Source organism: Pseudoalteromonas sp. 19-MNA-CIBAN-0066, from assembly GCF_040308705.1.
Lineage (GTDB): Bacteria > Pseudomonadota > Gammaproteobacteria > Enterobacterales > Alteromonadaceae > Pseudoalteromonas > Pseudoalteromonas nigrifaciens.
The window spans coordinates 23,352-41,941 of sequence record NZ_JBEONZ010000030.1 but is presented as its reverse complement, the minus strand read 5'-3'; the positions used below and the strand labels follow the sequence as shown (position 1 = coordinate 41,941).

General features: G+C 39.7%; 17 protein-coding genes and 1 tRNA gene. 4 read left to right on the top strand and 14 right to left on the bottom strand.

The window, feature by feature from the left end:
* The 5 genes from AAEZ18_RS14770 to AAEZ18_RS14750 form a co-directional block, all read right to left on the bottom strand.
* Window positions 1–73 (bottom strand) — tRNA-Gly (locus tag AAEZ18_RS14770).
* A gap of 216 nt (window positions 74–289) precedes the next feature.
* Window positions 290–835, bottom strand: a complete 546-nt coding sequence (gene pgsA / locus AAEZ18_RS14765) for a CDP-diacylglycerol--glycerol-3-phosphate 3-phosphatidyltransferase (protein WP_011328580.1) — start codon at window positions 833–835, stop codon at window positions 290–292.
* A gap of 42 nt (window positions 836–877) precedes the next feature.
* The gene (uvrC, locus tag AAEZ18_RS14760; RefSeq protein WP_350595061.1) at window positions 878–2,701 is read right to left on the bottom strand and encodes an excinuclease ABC subunit UvrC; all 1,824 of its coding nucleotides are present in this window, start codon (window positions 2,699–2,701) and stop codon (window positions 878–880) included.
* 9 nt (window positions 2,702–2,710) lie between these two features.
* The gene (uvrY, locus tag AAEZ18_RS14755; RefSeq protein ID WP_011328582.1) at window positions 2,711–3,361 is read right to left on the bottom strand and encodes a UvrY/SirA/GacA family response regulator transcription factor; all 651 of its coding nucleotides are present in this window, start codon (window positions 3,359–3,361) and stop codon (window positions 2,711–2,713) included.
* A gap of 148 nt (window positions 3,362–3,509) precedes the next feature.
* Window positions 3,510–4,655 carry a dicarboxylate/amino acid:cation symporter gene (locus tag AAEZ18_RS14750; protein ID WP_011328583.1) on the bottom strand — a complete coding sequence of 382 codons (1,146 nt, stop codon included), beginning with the start codon at window positions 4,653–4,655 and terminating at the stop codon, window positions 3,510–3,512.
* 692 nt (window positions 4,656–5,347) lie between these two features.
* Here AAEZ18_RS14750 and cysK point away from each other — a divergent pair.
* Together cysK and AAEZ18_RS14740 are read left to right on the top strand one after the other, a co-directional pair.
* Complete coding sequence (gene cysK / locus AAEZ18_RS14745; RefSeq protein WP_011328584.1) at window positions 5,348–6,316, top strand: cysteine synthase A; 969 nt, start codon at window positions 5,348–5,350, stop codon at window positions 6,314–6,316.
* Window positions 6,317–6,437: 121 nt separating this feature from the next.
* A complete protein-coding gene (locus tag AAEZ18_RS14740; protein WP_179808249.1) occupies window positions 6,438–6,872 on the top strand; it encodes a hypothetical protein in 435 nt (144 codons plus the stop codon).
* Window positions 6,873–6,948: 76 nt separating this feature from the next.
* Here the strand turns inward: AAEZ18_RS14740 and AAEZ18_RS14735 are convergent, their stop codons facing one another.
* From AAEZ18_RS14735 to AAEZ18_RS14700, 8 genes are all read right to left on the bottom strand, one after another.
* Window positions 6,949–9,225, bottom strand: coding sequence for an acyl-CoA dehydrogenase (locus tag AAEZ18_RS14735; protein WP_011328586.1), 2,277 nt, complete (start codon window positions 9,223–9,225; stop codon window positions 6,949–6,951).
* A 242-nt stretch (window positions 9,226–9,467) separates the two neighbouring features.
* Entirely contained in the window at window positions 9,468–10,271 is an 804-nt protein-coding gene (locus AAEZ18_RS14730) for a putative porin (protein WP_179808248.1), read from the bottom strand.
* Window positions 10,272–10,471: 200 nt separating this feature from the next.
* Complete coding sequence (locus AAEZ18_RS14725; protein ID WP_011328588.1) at window positions 10,472–10,846, bottom strand: PH domain-containing protein; 375 nt, start codon at window positions 10,844–10,846, stop codon at window positions 10,472–10,474.
* Window positions 10,846–11,754 (bottom strand): ABC transporter ATP-binding protein, encoded by a 909-nt coding sequence (locus AAEZ18_RS14720; RefSeq protein ID WP_011328589.1) that lies wholly within the window; start codon window positions 11,752–11,754, stop codon window positions 10,846–10,848. The genes AAEZ18_RS14725 and AAEZ18_RS14720 overlap by 1 nt, the downstream gene beginning before the upstream one ends.
* A complete protein-coding gene (locus AAEZ18_RS14715; RefSeq protein ID WP_179808247.1) occupies window positions 11,751–12,578 on the bottom strand; it encodes an ABC transporter permease in 828 nt (275 codons plus the stop codon). Before AAEZ18_RS14715 ends, AAEZ18_RS14720 begins: the two co-directional genes overlap by 4 nt.
* 143 nt (window positions 12,579–12,721) lie before the next feature.
* A complete protein-coding gene (locus tag AAEZ18_RS14710) occupies window positions 12,722–13,903 on the bottom strand; it encodes a cystathionine beta-lyase (protein WP_179808246.1) in 1,182 nt (393 codons plus the stop codon).
* Window positions 13,904–13,905: 2 nt separating this feature from the next.
* Window positions 13,906–14,829, bottom strand: coding sequence for an NAD(+) diphosphatase (gene nudC / locus AAEZ18_RS14705; RefSeq protein ID WP_179808245.1), 924 nt, complete (start codon window positions 14,827–14,829; stop codon window positions 13,906–13,908).
* Window positions 14,830–15,019: 190 nt separating this feature from the next.
* Complete coding sequence (locus AAEZ18_RS14700; protein ID WP_086999215.1) at window positions 15,020–15,523, bottom strand: LabA-like NYN domain-containing protein; 504 nt, start codon at window positions 15,521–15,523, stop codon at window positions 15,020–15,022.
* Between the two features lie 150 nt (window positions 15,524–15,673).
* Between AAEZ18_RS14700 and AAEZ18_RS14695 the strand changes: the two genes are divergently transcribed.
* Together AAEZ18_RS14695 and AAEZ18_RS14690 are read left to right on the top strand one after the other, a co-directional pair.
* Window positions 15,674–16,297 carry a hypothetical protein gene (locus AAEZ18_RS14695; RefSeq protein ID WP_041454486.1) on the top strand — a complete coding sequence of 208 codons (624 nt, stop codon included), beginning with the start codon at window positions 15,674–15,676 and terminating at the stop codon, window positions 16,295–16,297.
* Window positions 16,297–17,040: a DUF3307 domain-containing protein gene (locus tag AAEZ18_RS14690; protein ID WP_350551885.1), complete on the top strand. Its 744-nt coding sequence runs from the start codon at window positions 16,297–16,299 to the stop codon at window positions 17,038–17,040. The genes AAEZ18_RS14695 and AAEZ18_RS14690 overlap by 1 nt, the downstream gene beginning before the upstream one ends.
* 104 nt (window positions 17,041–17,144) lie before the next feature.
* On the opposite strand, the gene AAEZ18_RS14685 is transcribed toward AAEZ18_RS14690, so the two are convergent.
* Window positions 17,145–18,545: a DEAD/DEAH box helicase gene (locus tag AAEZ18_RS14685; RefSeq protein ID WP_011328596.1), complete on the bottom strand. Its 1,401-nt coding sequence runs from the start codon at window positions 18,543–18,545 to the stop codon at window positions 17,145–17,147.
* Window positions 18,546–18,590: the final 45 nt, after the last annotated feature.

Below are 18,590 nucleotides of genomic sequence, written 5' to 3'. Positions count from 1 at the left end.
AGCGGCACACGAGGCTCGAACTCGTGACCTCGACCTTGGCAAGGTCGCGCTCTACCAACTGAGCTAGTGCCGCATTTAATATTATTCAGTAAGCTTTCTATCAACTTGCAACGTATTGCAGTAAATATTCAGTAACTGATTAATTACCATTTAGTTTATCTTGGGGGCTATGCCCTCTCAACACGGACGCATTCTACAGAGATTATTAAACGCGTCAATACAAAAAATGCCACTTTCGAACTGTTTGATTATTTTTTATCTAATATGGTGCGTTATTAGACGTTTAGAATCAATTTTTGGTCAATTCACTCCATGCCGATACCAAATATTGCACCATAGAACTCAATGTTAGGAAGGTCGCAATATACAATAAACCAAAACTTAAATAATTCATCCAAGCATCGTATTGCCAAATTAGACCGATAATGGCTAACATTTGTGCTGCTGTTTTTATTTTACCCATATTAGATACAGCTACGTTATCACGCTTACCTTGTTCTGCCATCCATTCACGCAGTGCAGAGATAACAATTTCGCGGCTTATTATAATAAGTGCCGGGATAGTCATATACATAGACTGATAATGCTCTGATAACGCGACTAAGGCAGCGCACACCATAACTTTATCGGCAACGGGATCTAAAAACGCACCAAAGGGAGTTGATTGCTCAAGTTTACGTGCTAAATAACCGTCGAGAATGTCGGTTATTGATGCAAACCAAAAAATAAAGGCGGCAGCAAAAAGCGCCCATGAATAAGGCAAATAAAATACCACCAAAAAAATGGGGATAAGAAAAAGTCTAAAGGTTGTGAGTGTGTTTGGAATATTCCACATAACTGCTTGGGTATGTCTTTTTTGCTATATTCGCATGAAGGGCTAACCCTTGTCATGCAAATGGTTAAATATCTTGTCAGCCATGTCAGGGCTGATCCCCGGTACTTTCTTTAACTGTTCTATATTAGCAGCTTTTACCCCTTGCATGCCCCCTAAATATTTTAATAATGTTTGTCGGCGCTTAGCACCTACGCCATTTATTTCTTCTAATAATGATTGCGTTAGTTGTTTTTGGCGCTTATTACGGTGCCCCGCAATAGCAAAACGATGTGATTCGTCGCGTATATGCTGAATTAAATGCAGTGCAGGTGCATCTGAATCCATTGGAATAGTTTTTCGACCACCGTCTATTAACAGTGTTTCGAGGCCGGGTTTACGGCTTGTACCTTTAGCTACACCAACTAACAAGGGCATTTTTGCATGTGGCCAAGTAGCAAAATACTGCTCTGCACGCCCTAATTGCCCTTTACCACCGTCTATAAAAATCACATCGGGTATTTTATCTTCATCAACTAATTTGTTGTAGCGCTTATTAAGCGCAAACTCCATGGCAGCATAATCATCTCCACCGGTTATTCCAGTCACGTTGTAACGCCTATACTCTTTAGTATTGGGTCCTTGTGAATCAAATACCACACAGCTAGCTACCGTGTTCTCCCCCATAGTATGGCTTATATCAAAACATTCCATTCTGGTTATATCATCAAGGCGTAGGGTAGCTTTTAATTGCGCATAGCGTTTATTAATAGAGTCTTGGGTGCTTTGCTTAACGGTAATACTATTTAATGCATTTTTATTGGCTAACTGCAAATACTGGGCACGCTCACCCCGAGTAACTACTTTAAGAGTTACTTTACGCTCACTTATTTGCGTAAGTGCTTGGCCTAATACGTCGCTTTCTTGTATTTCGAACGGCAAAATGATTTCTTTTGCGATACGCCCAGTTGCCCCCGGCGCTAAATAGTACTGGCCTAAAAACGAAGTCAATATTTCTTGTTCACTTGAGTCTTTTGGCACTTTTGGAAAGTAGGTTTTACTGCCCAATACTTTATGGTCGCGGATCATCAATAAGTGAATGCCATTTAAACCATTTAGGTGTGCAAAGCCTACAACATCCATTTCTGCAAAATTACCCGAAATAGACTGTTGTTCCTGCATTTTACGCAGCAACATTATTTGGTCACGCACTTTTGCAGCCAACTCAAAATTTAACTGCTGGCTAGCTGCTTCCATTTTTTTAATGAGATCGGCGATTACCTCATGTGATTTACCCGTTAAAAACTTACGCACATAATCAACTTGCTCAGTATAATCTTCATCTGAAACTTTATTTACACACGGGGCTGAGCATCGTTTGAGTTGATATTGTAAGCATGGTCGGCTGCGCGCACGGTAATAAACATCTTCGCATTGACGAATGGGAAATATTTTTTGCATCAGTCGTAAGCTTTCTGATACCGCCCCCGCACTTGGAAATGGGCCAAAATACTCACCTTTTACTTTACGACTGCCACGATGAAACGCTAATCGAGGATGTTTATGATTAGTAAGTAATATATAAGGATAGGATTTATCGTCGCGTAATAAAATATTGTAACGAGGCTGATACTTTTTTATCAGATTGTTTTCAAGTAATAGCGCTTCGGTTTCGGTATTAGTAAGCGTTACTTCAACATTACAAATATTACTGACTAAAACACGGGTTTTGCTGTCGGTGATGTTACTTCTAAAGTAACTACTCACCCGTTTTTTTAAATGCTTTGCTTTACCAACATAAATTACTTGATTGTCACTATCGAGCATACGGTAAACCCCGGGCTCACTCGATAGTGTTTTTAAAAACTGGACGTGATCAAATTCAGACATAAATTATGATTAGTACGATACGTCTATATCAATCATTTTATAGCGAATAGCTAAATGAGTCAGCTCTACATCGCCACTCACATTTAGTTTTTCAAACATACGATAGCGGTAGCTATTAACTGTTTTAGAGCTTAAATTTAAACGCTCAGCTATACTTTGTGCTTTTTCACCTTTGGTGATCATTAGCATTATTTGCAGTTCACGCTCTGACAAACTCTGAAATGGACTTTCATCTGTGCGCCCACTTACCTGTGCTAATGCAATTTGCTGTGCAATTTCAGGTGCAATATAGCGCTGTCCTGCATGCACACAGCGTATAGCACGTACCATTTCATCAGACCCAGCACCTTTAGTTAAAAAGCCATGCGCGCCAAGTTGCATTACGGTGCTAGGATACGGATCTTCACAATTAACAGTAAGCACTATAATTTTTACATCAGGGCAATAACGACAAATCTTTTTCGTCGCCTCAAGGCCACCAATACCGGGCATATTCATGTCCATAAGTACTATATTGGGTGAGTGTTGACGACAAAATTGCACAGCCTCTTCACCTGTTTTAGCTTCTCCAACAACTTTAAAGCCTCGTACATCGTCAAGAATCCGCCTGATCCCTGTTCGTACCAACTCATGGTCATCAACTAAAAGTACATTAATCAATGGAACATCCTCACTAGCCTAATAAAATGCAATTTAATAATATTAATTTGCCACAGTAACACAGTTAAAATAAAACAATAACCGATATTATTTCATCGTTTAAGGTGTGTTAATACATGTATATTAACAGATTAACACACCCTGTTTATTATGCTTTTTCGCTAAAGCGATCTACCCACAAAGCAATAACGCCATCACCGGTTACGTTACACGCAGTACCAAAACTGTCTTGGGCTAAATATAGTGCAATCATTAAAGCTACTGCGCCTTCATTAAAGCCTAGCATAGTTGTTAATAAACCCAGTGCCGACATTACTGCACCACCAGGTGCACCTGGTGCGGCAATCATTACTACACCTAACATCATAATAAATGGCAACATGCCCATTAATGAAGGTGCTTGCATGCTTGGTGATAAAAACATGACCGCCATTGCACAGGTTACAATTGTAATTGTAGAGCCCGATAAATGAATTGTCGCACAAAGCGGAACCGTAAAATTGGCTACGTCTTCTTTTACGCCATTCGACTTACTTGATTGTAATGATACTGGAATTGTTGCAGCGCTAGACATTGTGCCCAAAGCGGTAAAGTACGCTGGTAGCATATTTTTAATTAATTCGATTGGGTTGCGTTTTAGTAACAAGCCTGTAGATACATATAAAACAGTAAGCCATAACCAGTGCATAACCAACGCTGCAATAAGTACTACGCCAAATGCTTGTAGGGTATCAACAACTGTTCCTGCTACCGTCATTTCGGCAAATACACCTGCAATATAAAATGGTAATGCCGGTATTATCACCTTAGATAATAAGCTATCAACAATATCACGCCCCTGATCAGACACTGTTTTAAGCGTAGTCAATTCAAGCTGGCTCATGCCAATACCAAATATAAATGCGCTCATTAATGCAGTCATCACGCCCATTAGTGGCGGAATTTCTAAATCAATAAAACTACCAACTTGTGTCGCTGATTCAGCTTCAAATGTAATACCGCCACTTAAAAATGGAATTACTGTGCTAACCAGTAAAAAAGCCAGTGTGCCAGCAATAACAGTAGAGCCATAAGCAAAACCAACTGTTTTACCTAATAAGTGCCCTGACCCTTTTGGTAGTCCAGCAATACCCGATGCAATAAAAAATAAAATGATCAGCGGTATAGTAAAGGAGATCAATTGTCCAATCAGTTCTTTAACAGTATATAAAAGTTCAACGCCTATTAGTGGTAAATAGAGTCCAGCTAAGATACCGGCCACAATACCGGCAATTAATTTTAAGATTAACTTCATTGTGATTGCTTTCTTGAATTTAGATACTGTGTTTTTATCATGTTTTGCATAGCTTGTATCATAAAACTGTTCAACTGCAGTTCATTTGCACAAATAAGCAACAATACGGTGAGTATTAAGTCTTTAATAGATTAATTGTTAGAATATAAATAAATATAACACGCCTTTCAAAAGTTTATTTTTCTACTTAATCTGAACTCTGATTAAGAGATTTACTAACGTATTGAATCATAGTTATATTTAATTTTATTTTCTCTAGCCAGAAGTTTTCAATGAAAACAAGGCGAATTTACGCGTCAATAGCTGGCCTATTGCAAGTTAATTCAACGCAGTTAGCGCTGAAAATAGCTGCTTGAGATAGATTTATTATCCGGAGCTCAGGTTCCTTAAGTAACACTTGTAATGATCACGAGGCCAAGTTTTTATTTAATTAGGGTTTATTTATCTTTTAAGCGTCGTTAGCGTCAATTAATGAGCAGTAACCACATTAAGAAGGCCCTACACAGCTCAAAAATCAACCACGCTGCGGTAAATTCAAGCTTGAGAAATAAACACATCCTCGTTATAAGCCCAATAAATATATGTTATAGCCAAACTTTACTTTAAATTTTTTAAACTCACAGTAAAGTATGCTTATATAGTTAATAGCAAAACTACTAACATGTTAAGCGGATTGTATCCAAAGGAACATTATGTCTACTATTTTTGAAGATAACTCACTAAGCATTGGTAATACACCGCTGGTAAAACTTAACCGTGTTACCGGTGGCAACGTATACGCAAAAATTGAATCTCGCAACCCAAGCTTTAGTATAAAATGTCGTATTGGTGCATCAATGATTTGGGAAGCTGAAAAATCAGGGCAGCTAACGAAAGATAAAGAACTAATTGAGCCTACATCTGGTAATACCGGTATTGCGCTGGCGTTTGTGGCAGCATCTCGTGGTTATAAACTAACCCTTACCATGCCAAATACTATGAGTTTAGAGCGCCGAAAACTGCTCAAAGCATTAGGTGCAAACCTAGTACTAACCGATGGCGCAAAAGGTATGAACGGTGCAATTGATAAAGCAAAAGAAATTCAAGCAACCGCTCCCGATAAATATATTTTATTACAACAATTCGAAAACCCGGCAAACCCTAAAATTCACTTTGAAACCACCGGCCCTGAAATTTATGATGCCCTTGATGGTAAAGTAGACTTTTTTGTTGCAGGCGTTGGTACTGGCGGTACTATCACTGGTGTTAGTCGCTACCTTAAAAACGAAAAAGGTCTCAATGTAAAATCGATTGCTGTTGAGCCAACAAATTCACCGGTTATTAGCCAAACGCTAGCAGGTGAAGAAATTAAGCCTGGGCCACATAAAATTCAAGGTATTGGTGCTGGCTTTATTCCTGGTAACTTAGATTTAAGTGTGATTGATGGTGCAGAGCAAGTATCTAACGAAGATGCTATTGCGATGGCACACCTACTAATGAGACAAGAAGGTATATTAGTAGGTATTTCATCTGGCGCAGCGGTTGTTGCGGCGAAACGTATTGCTGAAAAGCCTGAAAATGCAGATAAAAATATAGTGGTTATTTTACCAAGTGCCACTGAGCGTTATTTATCAAGCCCCATGTTTGATGAAGAGTTTAGTGAACAAGAGCTCGTACAATAAGTATTTTGTTTGAAAAAAGGATGCTCTTAGCATCCTTTTTTATTACTTATTTATTCACCCCCCTTTACATCCGTGCAATAAAGCCACACACTTTGTAAAGAATGAATAAATTATATTGATGATGAAAAAACTAACCTCTTTTTTAAGCTTAACTTTTTGCCTATTTATTATTAGCTGCACTGAAGAAGTTGCCCAAGTTAATAGCACGCCGGGCGATGCTGCAACGGCTTATTTTGACGCGCTTTATAATCAAAAAAATCTGCATAAAGCCAGCACTATAGCAACCCCAAACCTTGCCCGCATTATGAAATCATATGGTACTGCTAAGCAATTTTCTCGCACCTTATTAAACATGCAATATGATCAAGTGGTTATAGAAGTTGATATGTCTAATATGAGCTTACGGGAGCAATATGGCGACTCGGCTAAAATTAATCTTATATTCACCGGCACTCTAAATGGTAAAAAAATTGATGATATGCGCAGCGTTAAAATGCGTCATAAAAAAGGCCTATGGTATATAGATAAAATAGTGACCGATCCTTACGCTCGTTAACTTAAATGAATTAAACGCAAAAAGGCCTTACATTTGTAAGGCCTTTTTCGTTTTAGTTATTACTTAAAGCACTGCGTTATAGCTCACCAGGTTGAAAGTTATCAACTGCTATGGCTTGCTTTCTTAATTTATTAGCATGATGCATTGCATCGGCATCGGTTTGCTTTAATAAATCGTTTTCAAGCGCATAATTAATCGCCCCCTCAATATCAAGCGTAGCGGGCACCTTCCCTTTACGCTGCCATTGTTTTAGATCTTTAAATTGTGTTTGCATATCATGCATTGCTAAAAATGCACTTTCCATTACACCCGTACCCGCGTTTTCATCCACATAACATAAATGCGTTAAACGGTTTCTAAACACACCTGGTTGAGTCATATGTTTACAAATACTTTGTGCAATGGCATCACTTGGTTTGTGATAATGATTACCGAGTGGGAATACAATACGTTTGAGCACAAAGTTAACCACAGGGTTTGAGAAGTTTTTAAAGAAACCATCAAATGCTTGGCCAATTTCATACAATGACGTTTCTATTGCGTATTTAACAAAGGGTAAGTCGGCTTGTTGACGCCCTTCGTCTTCAAAACGTTTTAGTACGGTTGACGCTAAGTACAAATGGCTTAATACATCACCTAAACGTGCCGATATCATTTCTTTACGTTTAAGTTCTCCGCCTAACATGAGCATGGCTACATCTGTACATATGGCAAGGCCACGGCTCATTCTTGTCAGTTGCTTATAGTAAACTGCTGTTTCGCCACTTACCGGTGCTTTAGCAAAACAACTACGCGTTAAACCATGCACAAGTGCCATGCTGGCGTTGCACGCGGCAAACATAATATGGTCCATTAATAAACCATCAAATTGCTCTAATGCAGCGTCATCATCTTCCATCGCTGCCGCTTCCATTTCTTTTAATACAAACGGATGACAACGTGTGGCACCTTGGCCAAATATCATTAAATTACGGGTTAAAATATTAGCGCCTTCTACCGTAATCGATACTGGGATCCCCATATAGCCATGCGCTAAATAGTTATTTGGACCAACCTGAATGCCTTTACCTGAATGAATATCCATCGCATCGTTCATTACTGTACGACCCATTTCAGTCATATGGTATTTAGCAATAGCGGTAACAACTGAAGGGCTGAGTTTTAAATCAATTGCACCTGCCGTCATTAAACGACACGACTCAAGCGCATAGGTTAAACCACCAATACGTGCAAGTGCTTCTTGTACACCTTCAAATTGACCAATAGACACACCAAACTGTTGGCGCACCATGGCGTAAGCTGAGGTCATTTTAGCGGCTAAATGCCCTGTTGCTGTACTTAATGCTGGCAATGAAATGCCACGCCCTGCACTTAAACACTCAACCAACATGCGCCAACCACGTCCAGCGCCTTGCTGCCCGCCTATAATCCAATCCAGTGGAATAAACACATCTTCACCGTACGTTGTGCCATTCATAAACGCCATATTTAGTGGGTAATGGCGCTCGCCAGTTTCAACTCCAGGGTGATCAGTAGGGATAAGCGCACAGGTAATTCCCAGCTCTTTTTCTCCACCTAATAAACCATCAGGGTCATACATTTTAAAGGCAAGCCCTAAAACCGTTGCCACAGGCGCAAGCGTAATATAACGTTTTGACCAATTTAAACGCAGGCCTAAAACCTCTTCGCCATTATGCTCCCCCATACACACCACGCCTGAGTCAGGAATGCTTCCTGCATCAGATCCGGCTTCTGGACCTGTTAGTGCAAAACAAGGTACATCTTCACCAGTCGCCAACGTAGGCAACCAGCGGTTTTGTTGCTCTGTAGTACCGTAATGTAGCAGTAATTCACCTGGGCCTAAGCTATTAGGTACCATTACGGTAACAGCTGCTGTTAAGCTTTTTGTGGCAATTTTTGACACTATAGTAGAGTTTGCAATCGCAGAAAATTCACGCCCACCAAATTTTTCAGGAATTATTAATGCAAAAAAACCTTCCGATTTTAAGTAATCCCAAACATCTTTTGGTAAGTCTTTATCTTTTTGCACAATTTGATAATCGTCAAGCATAGCCAATAAAGTCTCTACTTGATTATCCATAAAGGCGTTTTCTTTATCACTTAGCTCAGGCTTAGGAAAGCGGTGCAGCTTTTGCCAGTCTGGGTTACCACTAAATAACTCACCATCCCACCAAACATCACCAGCTTCCATTGCCTCGCGCTCGGTTTGTGATAACGGCGGTAATACTTTTTTAAACATTTTAAAGGTAGGTCGACTGATTAAATTGAGGCGAATATTTTTAACTGCAAATATAACCACCACCACGACCAGCAATATAATAAAAAATGTCATGTGCATATTCCTTGATACATTGAATGAAAATAGTGGTTTAATTATGACCGTTCTCAAGTTAAATACAATCATTCTTCAGTCGTAAGTTATGCTTAGTTTATTTAAAAATCACCTCTTTTAACTTTCTGCATAGCTTTAGTTATTATTTTTAACTCAATTACTTACTTTAAAAATACAAAAACCCCGCTTAGTATTAAGCGGGGTTTGTTTTTACTCTTAAGTAAATTAACTATAAGCCTTAATTAAAACTGAAAACGCATGTTAGCAAAGTAAGCATCGTTGCCTGAATCATCAGCATTGTTACCGTAACCAACTTTAATACCTACATTTTCATTAATGAAATGCTGAGCACCAAAGCTGTAAGCATCTTGCTTGTTGTAGTTAGCAAATACAGATGTTGCTTTTGAGAAGTAGTAGTTAGTTTCTGCTACCCATTGGTTTTGGGCATCATCAATGCTCTCGTATTTACCTTCAAACGTTAAGAAGTTACCTTGTTGCAAGTCAATAAAGTATTTAGCTGCTACTGCACGGTAATCAAAGTCGTCATCAGCGGTTACTGTTACACCAATGTAGTCAGTGCTGTTTAGCATGTGGTTGTAAGCTAAATCAAATAACGCAAAATCTTCACCGTTTTTGTTTTCAACTAAAGTTACTTTAGCCAGTAAGTTTGGGTTAAAAAAGAAACCACCTGAAAGCGTGTAAAACTCATTGTGCGAACCAGTATCAAGGTTACTGTAAGATGCACCTACCACAAAGTTGTTAATAAAGTATTCGCCACCAACTGAAGTTACGTCACTAGAGTCGTCGTCAGCGTAGCTGCCATATACATTACTTTGTTTATTTATGTATTCAAACTGATCGTACGGGCCTAATGTTTTTTTAGGCGATAAATAGTAAATAGAATCCACCGCAACGGTATTGTTATTGCTGCTAGTTTCATGCTTAAAGCCTAGGTTACTAATTGACTGATAGCTATCTGCTGCCATTGCAGTGGTTGCAGCGCTAGATAATAAAATACTTGAGATAATAACTGCTAACTTTTTCATTATGATAAATCCCTATTTATATGACTTTTTTATGTCTTAGCTGGGTAGCTGAGATCGAGGGACATGCTAACGCTGTGAAACTGAATGAAAACTTAACTAAGCACTTGTATTCATTAAGTTAATTGTAATGAAGTGTAGGTATGTGTAAGATTAAAGTAATTGCAACACCATGCTAACAACCACTTTAACTAAACTAAGTATTACAGTGCATATTGGCTAATAATACGATAAACATCATTAATATTATCGCCAGACTTAAAGTCTTTACTAATAGGTGTAGAGTCTGAGCCAACCCATATTTTCAGCTCGGCATCTAGATCAAAATGCCCTGCGCTTTCTTTACTAAACTTTGTTATTTTTGAATAAGCTATACTGATCATCTCCATTTTAGAACCAGTAACACCTTGTTTATCTATCAAGATCAATCGCTTGTTAGTAAAAATAAACATATCGCGTATTACTTTATAAGCCTTTTCAACCTGTTCGCCTTCTATTAAGGTATTTAATAATACTTTTTCTAAGTCGGCATCATCTACTTCGCTAGCGTTACCCATTAACCCACTGAATAATCCCATTATAATTTCTCCTGTTTAAAAATTTGATTCTCTAGGGTGTGTCCGTTCACAAGCTGCCTATATTGCCAGTTATGCTGATGGCAAAAGTTAAGCAATGCAATATCAAGCGGTTCACCTGTAGGCTGGTACTCAATTACAAACTCTTTATGTTGGCTCATATATACACGGCTTATACCTGCAATCGATTGCAACTGTTGCTCTACATTTTGATAATTTTCATTAAGCATTAGGGTATAAAAATGTGTATCTGACTTGTTTTCTTTGGTTTGATGCTCGCTTAAAACGCCTTTATCTAAATGCAATACTTGCGAGCAAAGTCGCTCCAGCTCGGTTAAATCGTGCGAGCTTAAAATAAAAGTAGCCTGCTCACTTAAATCAGAAACCAGCTCGCGTACTTCTCTGGCATGAATAGGATCAAGCCCCGCAGTGGCTTCATCAAGCATCACTATTTGCGGCTCACCAATAAGCGCCTGTGCTATGGTTACACGTTTACGCATACCGTGGGATAAGTCCCCTGCACGCTGCTTTGCAATCTCTTTTAGACCAACCAAGTCAAGTACACGTAGCGCCTCAGTTTGGCTTTGCTTAGCGCCCATACCCTGTAGTTTTGCATAAAAGGCAAGTTGCTTGTCTATATTAAAACGAGGGTCAAGCTGCGCGTCTTGCGGTAATGCACTTACTTTATTAAATAAAGCTGCGCTGCCAGGCTTATGCCCTAATATTTCAAGACTGCCTTTACTGGGCGCTATATAGCCGCATAACAAACTAAATAAGGTGGTTTTACCCGCGCCATTTGGCCCAACAAGCGCCACTGGCGCACCTTTATTTATTTCAAAGTTCACATTATTAAGCGCAAGTTTTGCGCCATACGATTTACTCAAACCGCTGCCTGTAATTAATGCTCTCATAGTGAGCTCCTTGCAAAAACACGCTGAGCAACGCTTAGTAATACCGCTGTTTGGATCAGTGGAATAGCCACCGCGCTTAGTAATGGTAAATTTTGTCCAGCTAATAGCTCTATTTGTACACCCGGAAATAAATAATCAAGCATACCTAATGCGGGGATTTGCCACTGCAAAATACCAACAACAATACCGCCTGCCGTAAAATATAAAATTGCCAACACTATAGATAAACGCGATGAGCGAGCAAAGGTATTTATCAACGTCATAAGAGCTACAAATGGGCACAGAGTAACCACTAATATTAAAAATATAGAAAGTGCGCGGGTAAAGCCACCAGCAAGTAAACTAGGATCTCTAAACCCCAGCACAGCGAGCGTAGCCACCAGGGTAATACCTACCAAGCATGCTAATACCGCTAATTGCCCTAAAAAACGGCCAAAGAGTATTTCAAAACGTATTGAACGCAGCGATAAAAAACGAAGTGTGCCACGCTCTCTATCGCCTACCGTTTGGTCGCTGCAAATAAACACACTAAATATCGGAAAGCTATACAAAGCAATCAGCCAATACATAGCAAATTCGGCCTCAGGCCAATCAAGTAATTTACTTAAACCTATGGAGCCAGATATGTCACGGGCAATTTGTTCAAAATCGGGCGCACTTACAATGCCTACCGCTTGCCCTATCGGGTAGCGCAGTATTATTAGCCACACCAATGCAAAGGCAGCTAATGCAATGAGCCCACGTTTAGTTAAAAACATACGTACGAGCTCAAAGCCTGCTATTTGCGTTAGTCGCCCTATGTTTATCGGTAATGGTGTTGCCATTGACTATCCTTAATGACTTTTTGTTTTCAGTATATTTATCCACACTAAGTGTAAATACCTTGAATTACCAGCAAAAAAAAGCTCACTAATGGTGAGCTTTGTAACAATACATTTTAATCTAACAGCATAAATTACATTAAAAATTATAAATGCTGCTTATAAACCTCAAGTGCTTGGCTTAAGTCGTTGATTAAATCGTCTACATCTTCAAGGCCTATATGCAAACGAATAACGGGCCCTAAATCCCAACCTGTATCCGAACGCAGTCCTTTCATGGTTAAATTAGCGGTTACTAAGCTTTCAAAGCCGCCCCACGAAAAACCCATTTTAAAATAGTGTAGGCTATCTAAAAACGCATCTATGGCAGCCTGATCCCCTGCTTTCATTACTATTGAGAACAAACCATTACTGCCATCAAAGTCACGTTTAAAAAATTCATGCCCCGGGCAAGTAGCAAATGCTGGGTGGCGAATATGATCAACAAGCTCATGTTGCTCAAGCCATGTAGCCACTTCTATTGCTGCTTTTTCGTGTTGATTTAAACGCACAGCCATAGTGCGTAAGCCCCTAAGTGCTAAATATGCATCGTCTGCGCTAGTGCATTGCCCGAGTAAATAGGAGTTTTCGCGCAAAGTTAGCCAATACTTTTTATTAGCAACAGCCACGCCCATCATTACATCAGAATGGCCTACTATATATTTAGTAGCTGCTTGAATACTAATATCAACACCGTGCTCAAGCGGACGATAATGCAAACCGTTGCCATAGGTATTATCAAGCATGGTCATTATGTGGTGCTCGTTTGCTACTTTTACCATAGCCGGTACATCTTGAATTTCCATGGTAATAGAGCCCGGCGATTCCAAAAACAATACCTTGGTGTTTGCTTTAATGTAGTCTTTAATTCCCGCGCCTATAGTAGGTGGGTAATACGTAGTGCTAATACCCAGGCCGGCTAGAATTTTATCGCAAAAATCACGAGTAGGTTCGTATACATTATCAACCATTAAAATATGGTCGCCGGTTTTTAAAAACGACAGCAAAGTTTGGCTAATTGCAGCTGCGCCACACGGATAAAGTACACACCCTTCGCCGCCCTCAAGCTCAGTTATCGCCTCTTGCAGCGCAAAGTGGGTAGTTGTGCCTCTACGGCCATAAAATAAGGTTTTGTCACCACATGTTTTAGCGGCTTTTTTTAATTCTGCTACTGAGTCAAATACTATGGTTGATGCACGTTGCACAACCGGATTAACTACACCGTGGGTATAGGCTTTTTTACGTCCTGATGTAACAAGTTGGGTATTTTTATTGCTTTTGCTCGTCATGCTTAATCCTTATTATTTAGCCAGTACTCAATTAAATAGCGAGAAATAGAATCTGTTCTGGGAAGCTTTAAATGCTCCCCTTCGTCATGCCAATTACCAAACTGGCGTAACTCTTCACGACTAAACCACTTAGCATCGTCAAGTTCGTTTTTATCAACATTAATATCTTCTGTAACCGCTTCGGCAAAAAAGCCCAGCATTATTGATGAAGGAAACGGCCAAGGTTGTGATGCAACATAACGTACATTATTTACTTCAATACCCGCCTCTTCTTTTACCTCACGAGCAACTGCTTGCTCGAGTGTTTCACCGGGATCAACAAAGCCCGCTAACGACGAATACATACCGCTCGCCCACGCAGCTTGACGACCTAGTAAACAGCGCTCTACCCCATCGGCAAACACTTTAGTAACCACCATAATTACTGCAGGATCAGTGCGCGGAAAAGTAGGGTGTTTACAGTTTTCGTTTTCGCATACTCGCGAATGCCCGGCTTCTACTAAATGATTTTTACTGCCGCAACGTCCACAAAAACTATGGGTTGCATGCCAATAACATAAGCCGCGTGCAAGTGCCGCTATTGAAGCGTATTTAATGGTTACTTGAGGGCCGTATTGGCGTATGTCAACAAACTGTGCGCCGTCAATTAAAGGATCAAGTATGCTCGTATCTAGCTTAGATACATCAAGAGCAAACACCCCATCTTTTGCATTGTTTAAGCCAACAAAAATAGCATTCGTTAAATCTAAATGGGCAACCTGTTGATACGATAAATAACTAACTTTTGGGGTATCTTTAATAAATAAGGTTTGATTATTTTTAACTAAAACCCACTTACTTTGCGCCGACATATGCGCTTTAAGCCACTCTGGGTCGTTACGAAAATTTGAGCCTCTGTCTAGTGGCATGTTGCTGTAATGAAGCATTTAAATCCTTAGGTACACGTTATGTTTTAAAATTACCATAACCCTTTAGTAAACCCAATTTATTAGCGCGATAAAAAAAGCCTAAAATAGGCTTAATTGCTATATAACACTGCAGTATTAAAAAGTCTCATGTTGCAGGGGCTAATAGCCTATGTGAGTGTTATTTTTTGGCTATTTAGTAAACCTTGATTTAAAGCAAAAATGTATTGTCGATTAAATGAAATTGCTCAGCACTTTGTTTTAATGCCTCTGCGGTTAACCTATCAGCGCCATATACATCACACGGAACATTATATTGGCTTTTTAAATGCCCCAACAATAAAGCAAAGTCGCCATCACCAGAGAGTAAAATAACTTTATCAAGGTTTTTACCATGCTCAAGCATATCAATGGTTATACCCACATCCCAGTCGCCTTTGGCACTGCCATCGCGGCGTTGAATAAATGGCTTAAGTTTTACCTCAAAACCAATTGCACGCAAAATATTTTGAAACTGGCTTTGTTTTTCATCCCCTCGGTAAATTGCATAAGCAAACGCACATTCAATATTATATTGCTGCGCCATAACTCGCCAAAATGCGTTGTAATCAAAGTTTTTTCCGTAACTTTCACGGCAAGTGTAATAAATATTTTGTACATCGACAAAAATACCTACACGGGGTTTGGTATTTTGCAGCTCGTGTTGTGAAGTCATTTAATTTCCTAATCAGGATTTATAGTAATGGCGTGGTGCTATTAAAATAAGTGTACCTTGCATTTTTTATTTAAGTAACCTAAATTGGTTACTTAACTCCATGTAACCAATTTAGGTTACATTTTAAAAAGTAACTATTTCGAGGCTCATATGATTGGTGTGATCAGCGGCGACATTATTAAATCACAAACTATTCCTCAGCAGCAGTACGATGCCATGCTTTATCAGCTAGAGCAAAGCCTAAGAAGTATTACCACACAGCGCACTCATTGGAATATATACCGAGGCGATGCCTTTCAATTACAGTTAAACAACCCAGAGCAATTATTTAAAACCGCTATTTTAGTGTATTTACACTTAAAAGCATCGGGGTATGAACTACGCCAAAGTATGGCTTTAGGGAAAATAGATAATCCGCGCAGCGATATAAAAACCGCAACCGGCTCTGCCTTTACTCTCTCTGGGCAAGGGCTAGATAAAATAGCCAATCAACGCTTTATTATTAATATTGCAGAGCAACAACTCGATGAGAGCTTAAGCCTTAATCTAGCCTTTGTAGATGTGTTACTCACTAAAATTACGCTAAAGCAGGCCAATGCCTTGTATGTGTACTTAACTAAAGCCGACAACAGCCATGCCGCTGTAGCTAAAGAGCTAAAAACAAGCCGGGAGAATGTTACTAAATTGCTTAATTTAGCGCATTACCAACTAATAGAGCGTTTTATTAAATACACTCAGCAATGTATCCAAAAAATAATCGCAGGAAGTAAATAATGGCATTTTCACTCTTACTCGTTGCCCTTATTATTGGCCACCTACTCGCCGATTTTTACTGGCAACCCATGAACTGGGTAAACGACAGAAACACCCGCCACTTTAAAGCAAAAAAACTTTACTACCATGTATTAGTTCACGGCGTGACTAGCGCACTAATTATTACGCTTTGGGAGTATACCTTTGGCTGGCAACAACTGAGTAGCGTATTTCTTGCCACCAGTATTATCGTGATTAGCCACTACTTTATTGATATTGCAAAATCGTACTCTAATAAAGGCGTAGTGCCTTTTTTATTCGACCAAATTGCACATATCATCATTATTATTGCGATAAGTATTTGGCTAACTGACAATCTGCAGTTTACTAACAGTGTAATGGCGCTATTAACCAACTCAAAAGCGCTGTGGGTTATAGCTGGTTACCTCATTATTTTAAATCCCAGTGCCGTATTTATAAGAATGATGTTAGAGCGTATAACCAACCACTTTTCAAGTGATGGTAGCCTGCCCTTAGCTGGACAAAGTATTGGCATGCTTGAAAGAGTACTGATGCTGACGTTTATCTTATTAGATCAGTTTGCAGGGCTAGGGTTTTTAATTGCCGCTAAATCTGTATTTAGATTTGGCGATTTAAGTGCCAGTAAAGATAAAAAGCTCACCGAATATGTAATGCTAGGCACACTACTTAGCGTAAGTGTTACCTTATTTGTAGGATTAGGAATTAATTACTTAATCAGCTAGCCTGTAATAATAGCAAAGCATACACACTAAAAAATCCCCATTAAAAAACGCGCTACTTGTAAAGCAAGTAAGCGCGTTTTTTGTATCAGCGTTTAAAAGTATTATTAATCGTTGTTACTTGGACGACGACGGCGCTGAGTATTACCACCAACAGATTCGCGTTTTGCCCATGGGCTTTGCGCTTTATCATCCGTTTTAGCTACTGGCTTTTTAGAACCGCCTCTGCGCGCACCCGTACCGTTTCCGCCATTATTAGGCTTTTTATTATTTGGCTTGCTGCTGTCAGATTTAGGCTTATTAAATGGCTGATTGGTCTTTTTAGCTTTTTTAGGAGCGATTGGACGCGCATCTAAGTCGCGCTCTGGTACTGGGTTAACCGGCTCAAAACCTTCTTCGGTAGCACGAGGAATAAGCTCACCAATAAAGCGCTCAATGCCGTATAAATCCACTGCATCTTCCGTGGTTACAAACGAAATTGCATGGCCCGATGCACCGGCGCGGCCAGTACGGCCAATTCGATGCACGTAATCTTCGTATACGTTTGGTAAGTCGTAGTTAACAACGTGTGGAAGCTCCACAATATCTAAACCACGGGCAACAATATCGGTTGCAACTAACACACGTACTTCACCGCTTTTAAAACCATCAAGGGCTTTAACACGTGCGCCTTGCGATTTATTGCCATGAATAGCCGCGCCAACAATATCATCGCGCTCTAGTTGTTTAACTAAGCGGTTTGCACCGTGCTTAGTACGGCTAAATACTAATACTTGCTGCCAATCGTTAGTACGAATTAGGTGGCTTAATAACGCTGTTTTACGTGGTTTATCTACCGCGTAAACACACTGAGTAACGCTTTTAGCTGTGGTGTTTTTTGCAGCAACAGAAATTTCAACCGGATCGTTTATCAACCCTTTTGCCAGTGCACGAATTTCGTCAGAAAAGGTTGCCGAAAACATTAAGTTTTGACGTTTTGCAGGCATTTTTGCAATCAGGCGTTTAATATCATGAATAAAGCCCATGTCGAGCATGCGATCAGCTTCGTCAAGAACTAATACTTCAACACTATCAAACTTAACCGCATTTTGATTATGTAAATCGATTAGGCGCCCCGGAGTTGCCACTAAAATATCAACCCCTTTGCGCAAACGCTGCATTTGTGGGTTAATTTTAACGCCACCGTAAACTACAAACGAGCTTACATTTGAATGCTTTGCGTACTCTTCAACATTTTCACTAACTTGCAAAGCAAGCTCACGTGTTGGCGTTAAAATAAGTGCACGCACATGGTTACTTTTAGCTTTAGGACCGCTAGACAAACGCTCAATAAGTGGCAGTGTAAAACCCGCTGTTTTACCTGTTCCTGTTTGCGCTGCTGCCATCACATCACGACGCTCAATAATCGCCGGAATTGCTTGAGCCTGAATTGGCGTTGGCGTTTCATAGCCCTTCTCTAAAACCGCATTAACTAAAGACTGTGATAAACCTAAACCTTCAAAACTCATATAAACTCTCTTTTAAATAAGGCTAAACTAGCCAGTTGCGCGCAT

Bases quoted from the DNA above. Each gene is read 5' to 3' on its own strand.
- AAEZ18_RS14695 (WP_041454486.1), top strand. From the start codon at position 15,674: ATGATTGGTGTGATCAGCGGCGACATTATTAAATCACAAACTATTCCT.
- uvrC (WP_350595061.1), bottom strand. From the start codon at position 2,701: ATGTCTGAATTTGATCACGTCCAGTTTTTAAAAACACTATCGAGTGAG.
- pgsA (WP_011328580.1), bottom strand. From the start codon at position 835: ATGTGGAATATTCCAAACACACTCACAACCTTTAGACTTTTTCTTATC.
- AAEZ18_RS14750 (WP_011328583.1), bottom strand. From the start codon at position 4,655: ATGAAGTTAATCTTAAAATTAATTGCCGGTATTGTGGCCGGTATCTTA.
- AAEZ18_RS14720 (WP_011328589.1), bottom strand. From the start codon at position 11,754: ATGAGAGCATTAATTACAGGCAGCGGTTTGAGTAAATCGTATGGCGCA.
- AAEZ18_RS14685 (WP_011328596.1), bottom strand. From the start codon at position 18,545: ATGAGTTTTGAAGGTTTAGGTTTATCACAGTCTTTAGTTAATGCGGTT.
- AAEZ18_RS14715 (WP_179808247.1), bottom strand. From the start codon at position 12,578: ATGGCAACACCATTACCGATAAACATAGGGCGACTAACGCAAATAGCA.
- AAEZ18_RS14735 (WP_011328586.1), bottom strand. From the start codon at position 9,225: ATGACATTTTTTATTATATTGCTGGTCGTGGTGGTGGTTATATTTGCA.
- nudC (WP_179808245.1), bottom strand. From the start codon at position 14,829: ATGCTTCATTACAGCAACATGCCACTAGACAGAGGCTCAAATTTTCGT.
- AAEZ18_RS14700 (WP_086999215.1), bottom strand. From the start codon at position 15,523: ATGACTTCACAACACGAGCTGCAAAATACCAAACCCCGTGTAGGTATT.
- AAEZ18_RS14725 (WP_011328588.1), bottom strand. From the start codon at position 10,846: ATGGGATTATTCAGTGGGTTAATGGGTAACGCTAGCGAAGTAGATGAT.
- cysK (WP_011328584.1), top strand. From the start codon at position 5,348: ATGTCTACTATTTTTGAAGATAACTCACTAAGCATTGGTAATACACCG.
- AAEZ18_RS14740 (WP_179808249.1), top strand. From the start codon at position 6,438: ATGAAAAAACTAACCTCTTTTTTAAGCTTAACTTTTTGCCTATTTATT.
- AAEZ18_RS14730 (WP_179808248.1), bottom strand. From the start codon at position 10,271: ATGAAAAAGTTAGCAGTTATTATCTCAAGTATTTTATTATCTAGCGCT.
- AAEZ18_RS14710 (WP_179808246.1), bottom strand. From the start codon at position 13,903: ATGACGAGCAAAAGCAATAAAAATACCCAACTTGTTACATCAGGACGT.
- AAEZ18_RS14690 (WP_350551885.1), top strand. From the start codon at position 16,297: ATGGCATTTTCACTCTTACTCGTTGCCCTTATTATTGGCCACCTACTC.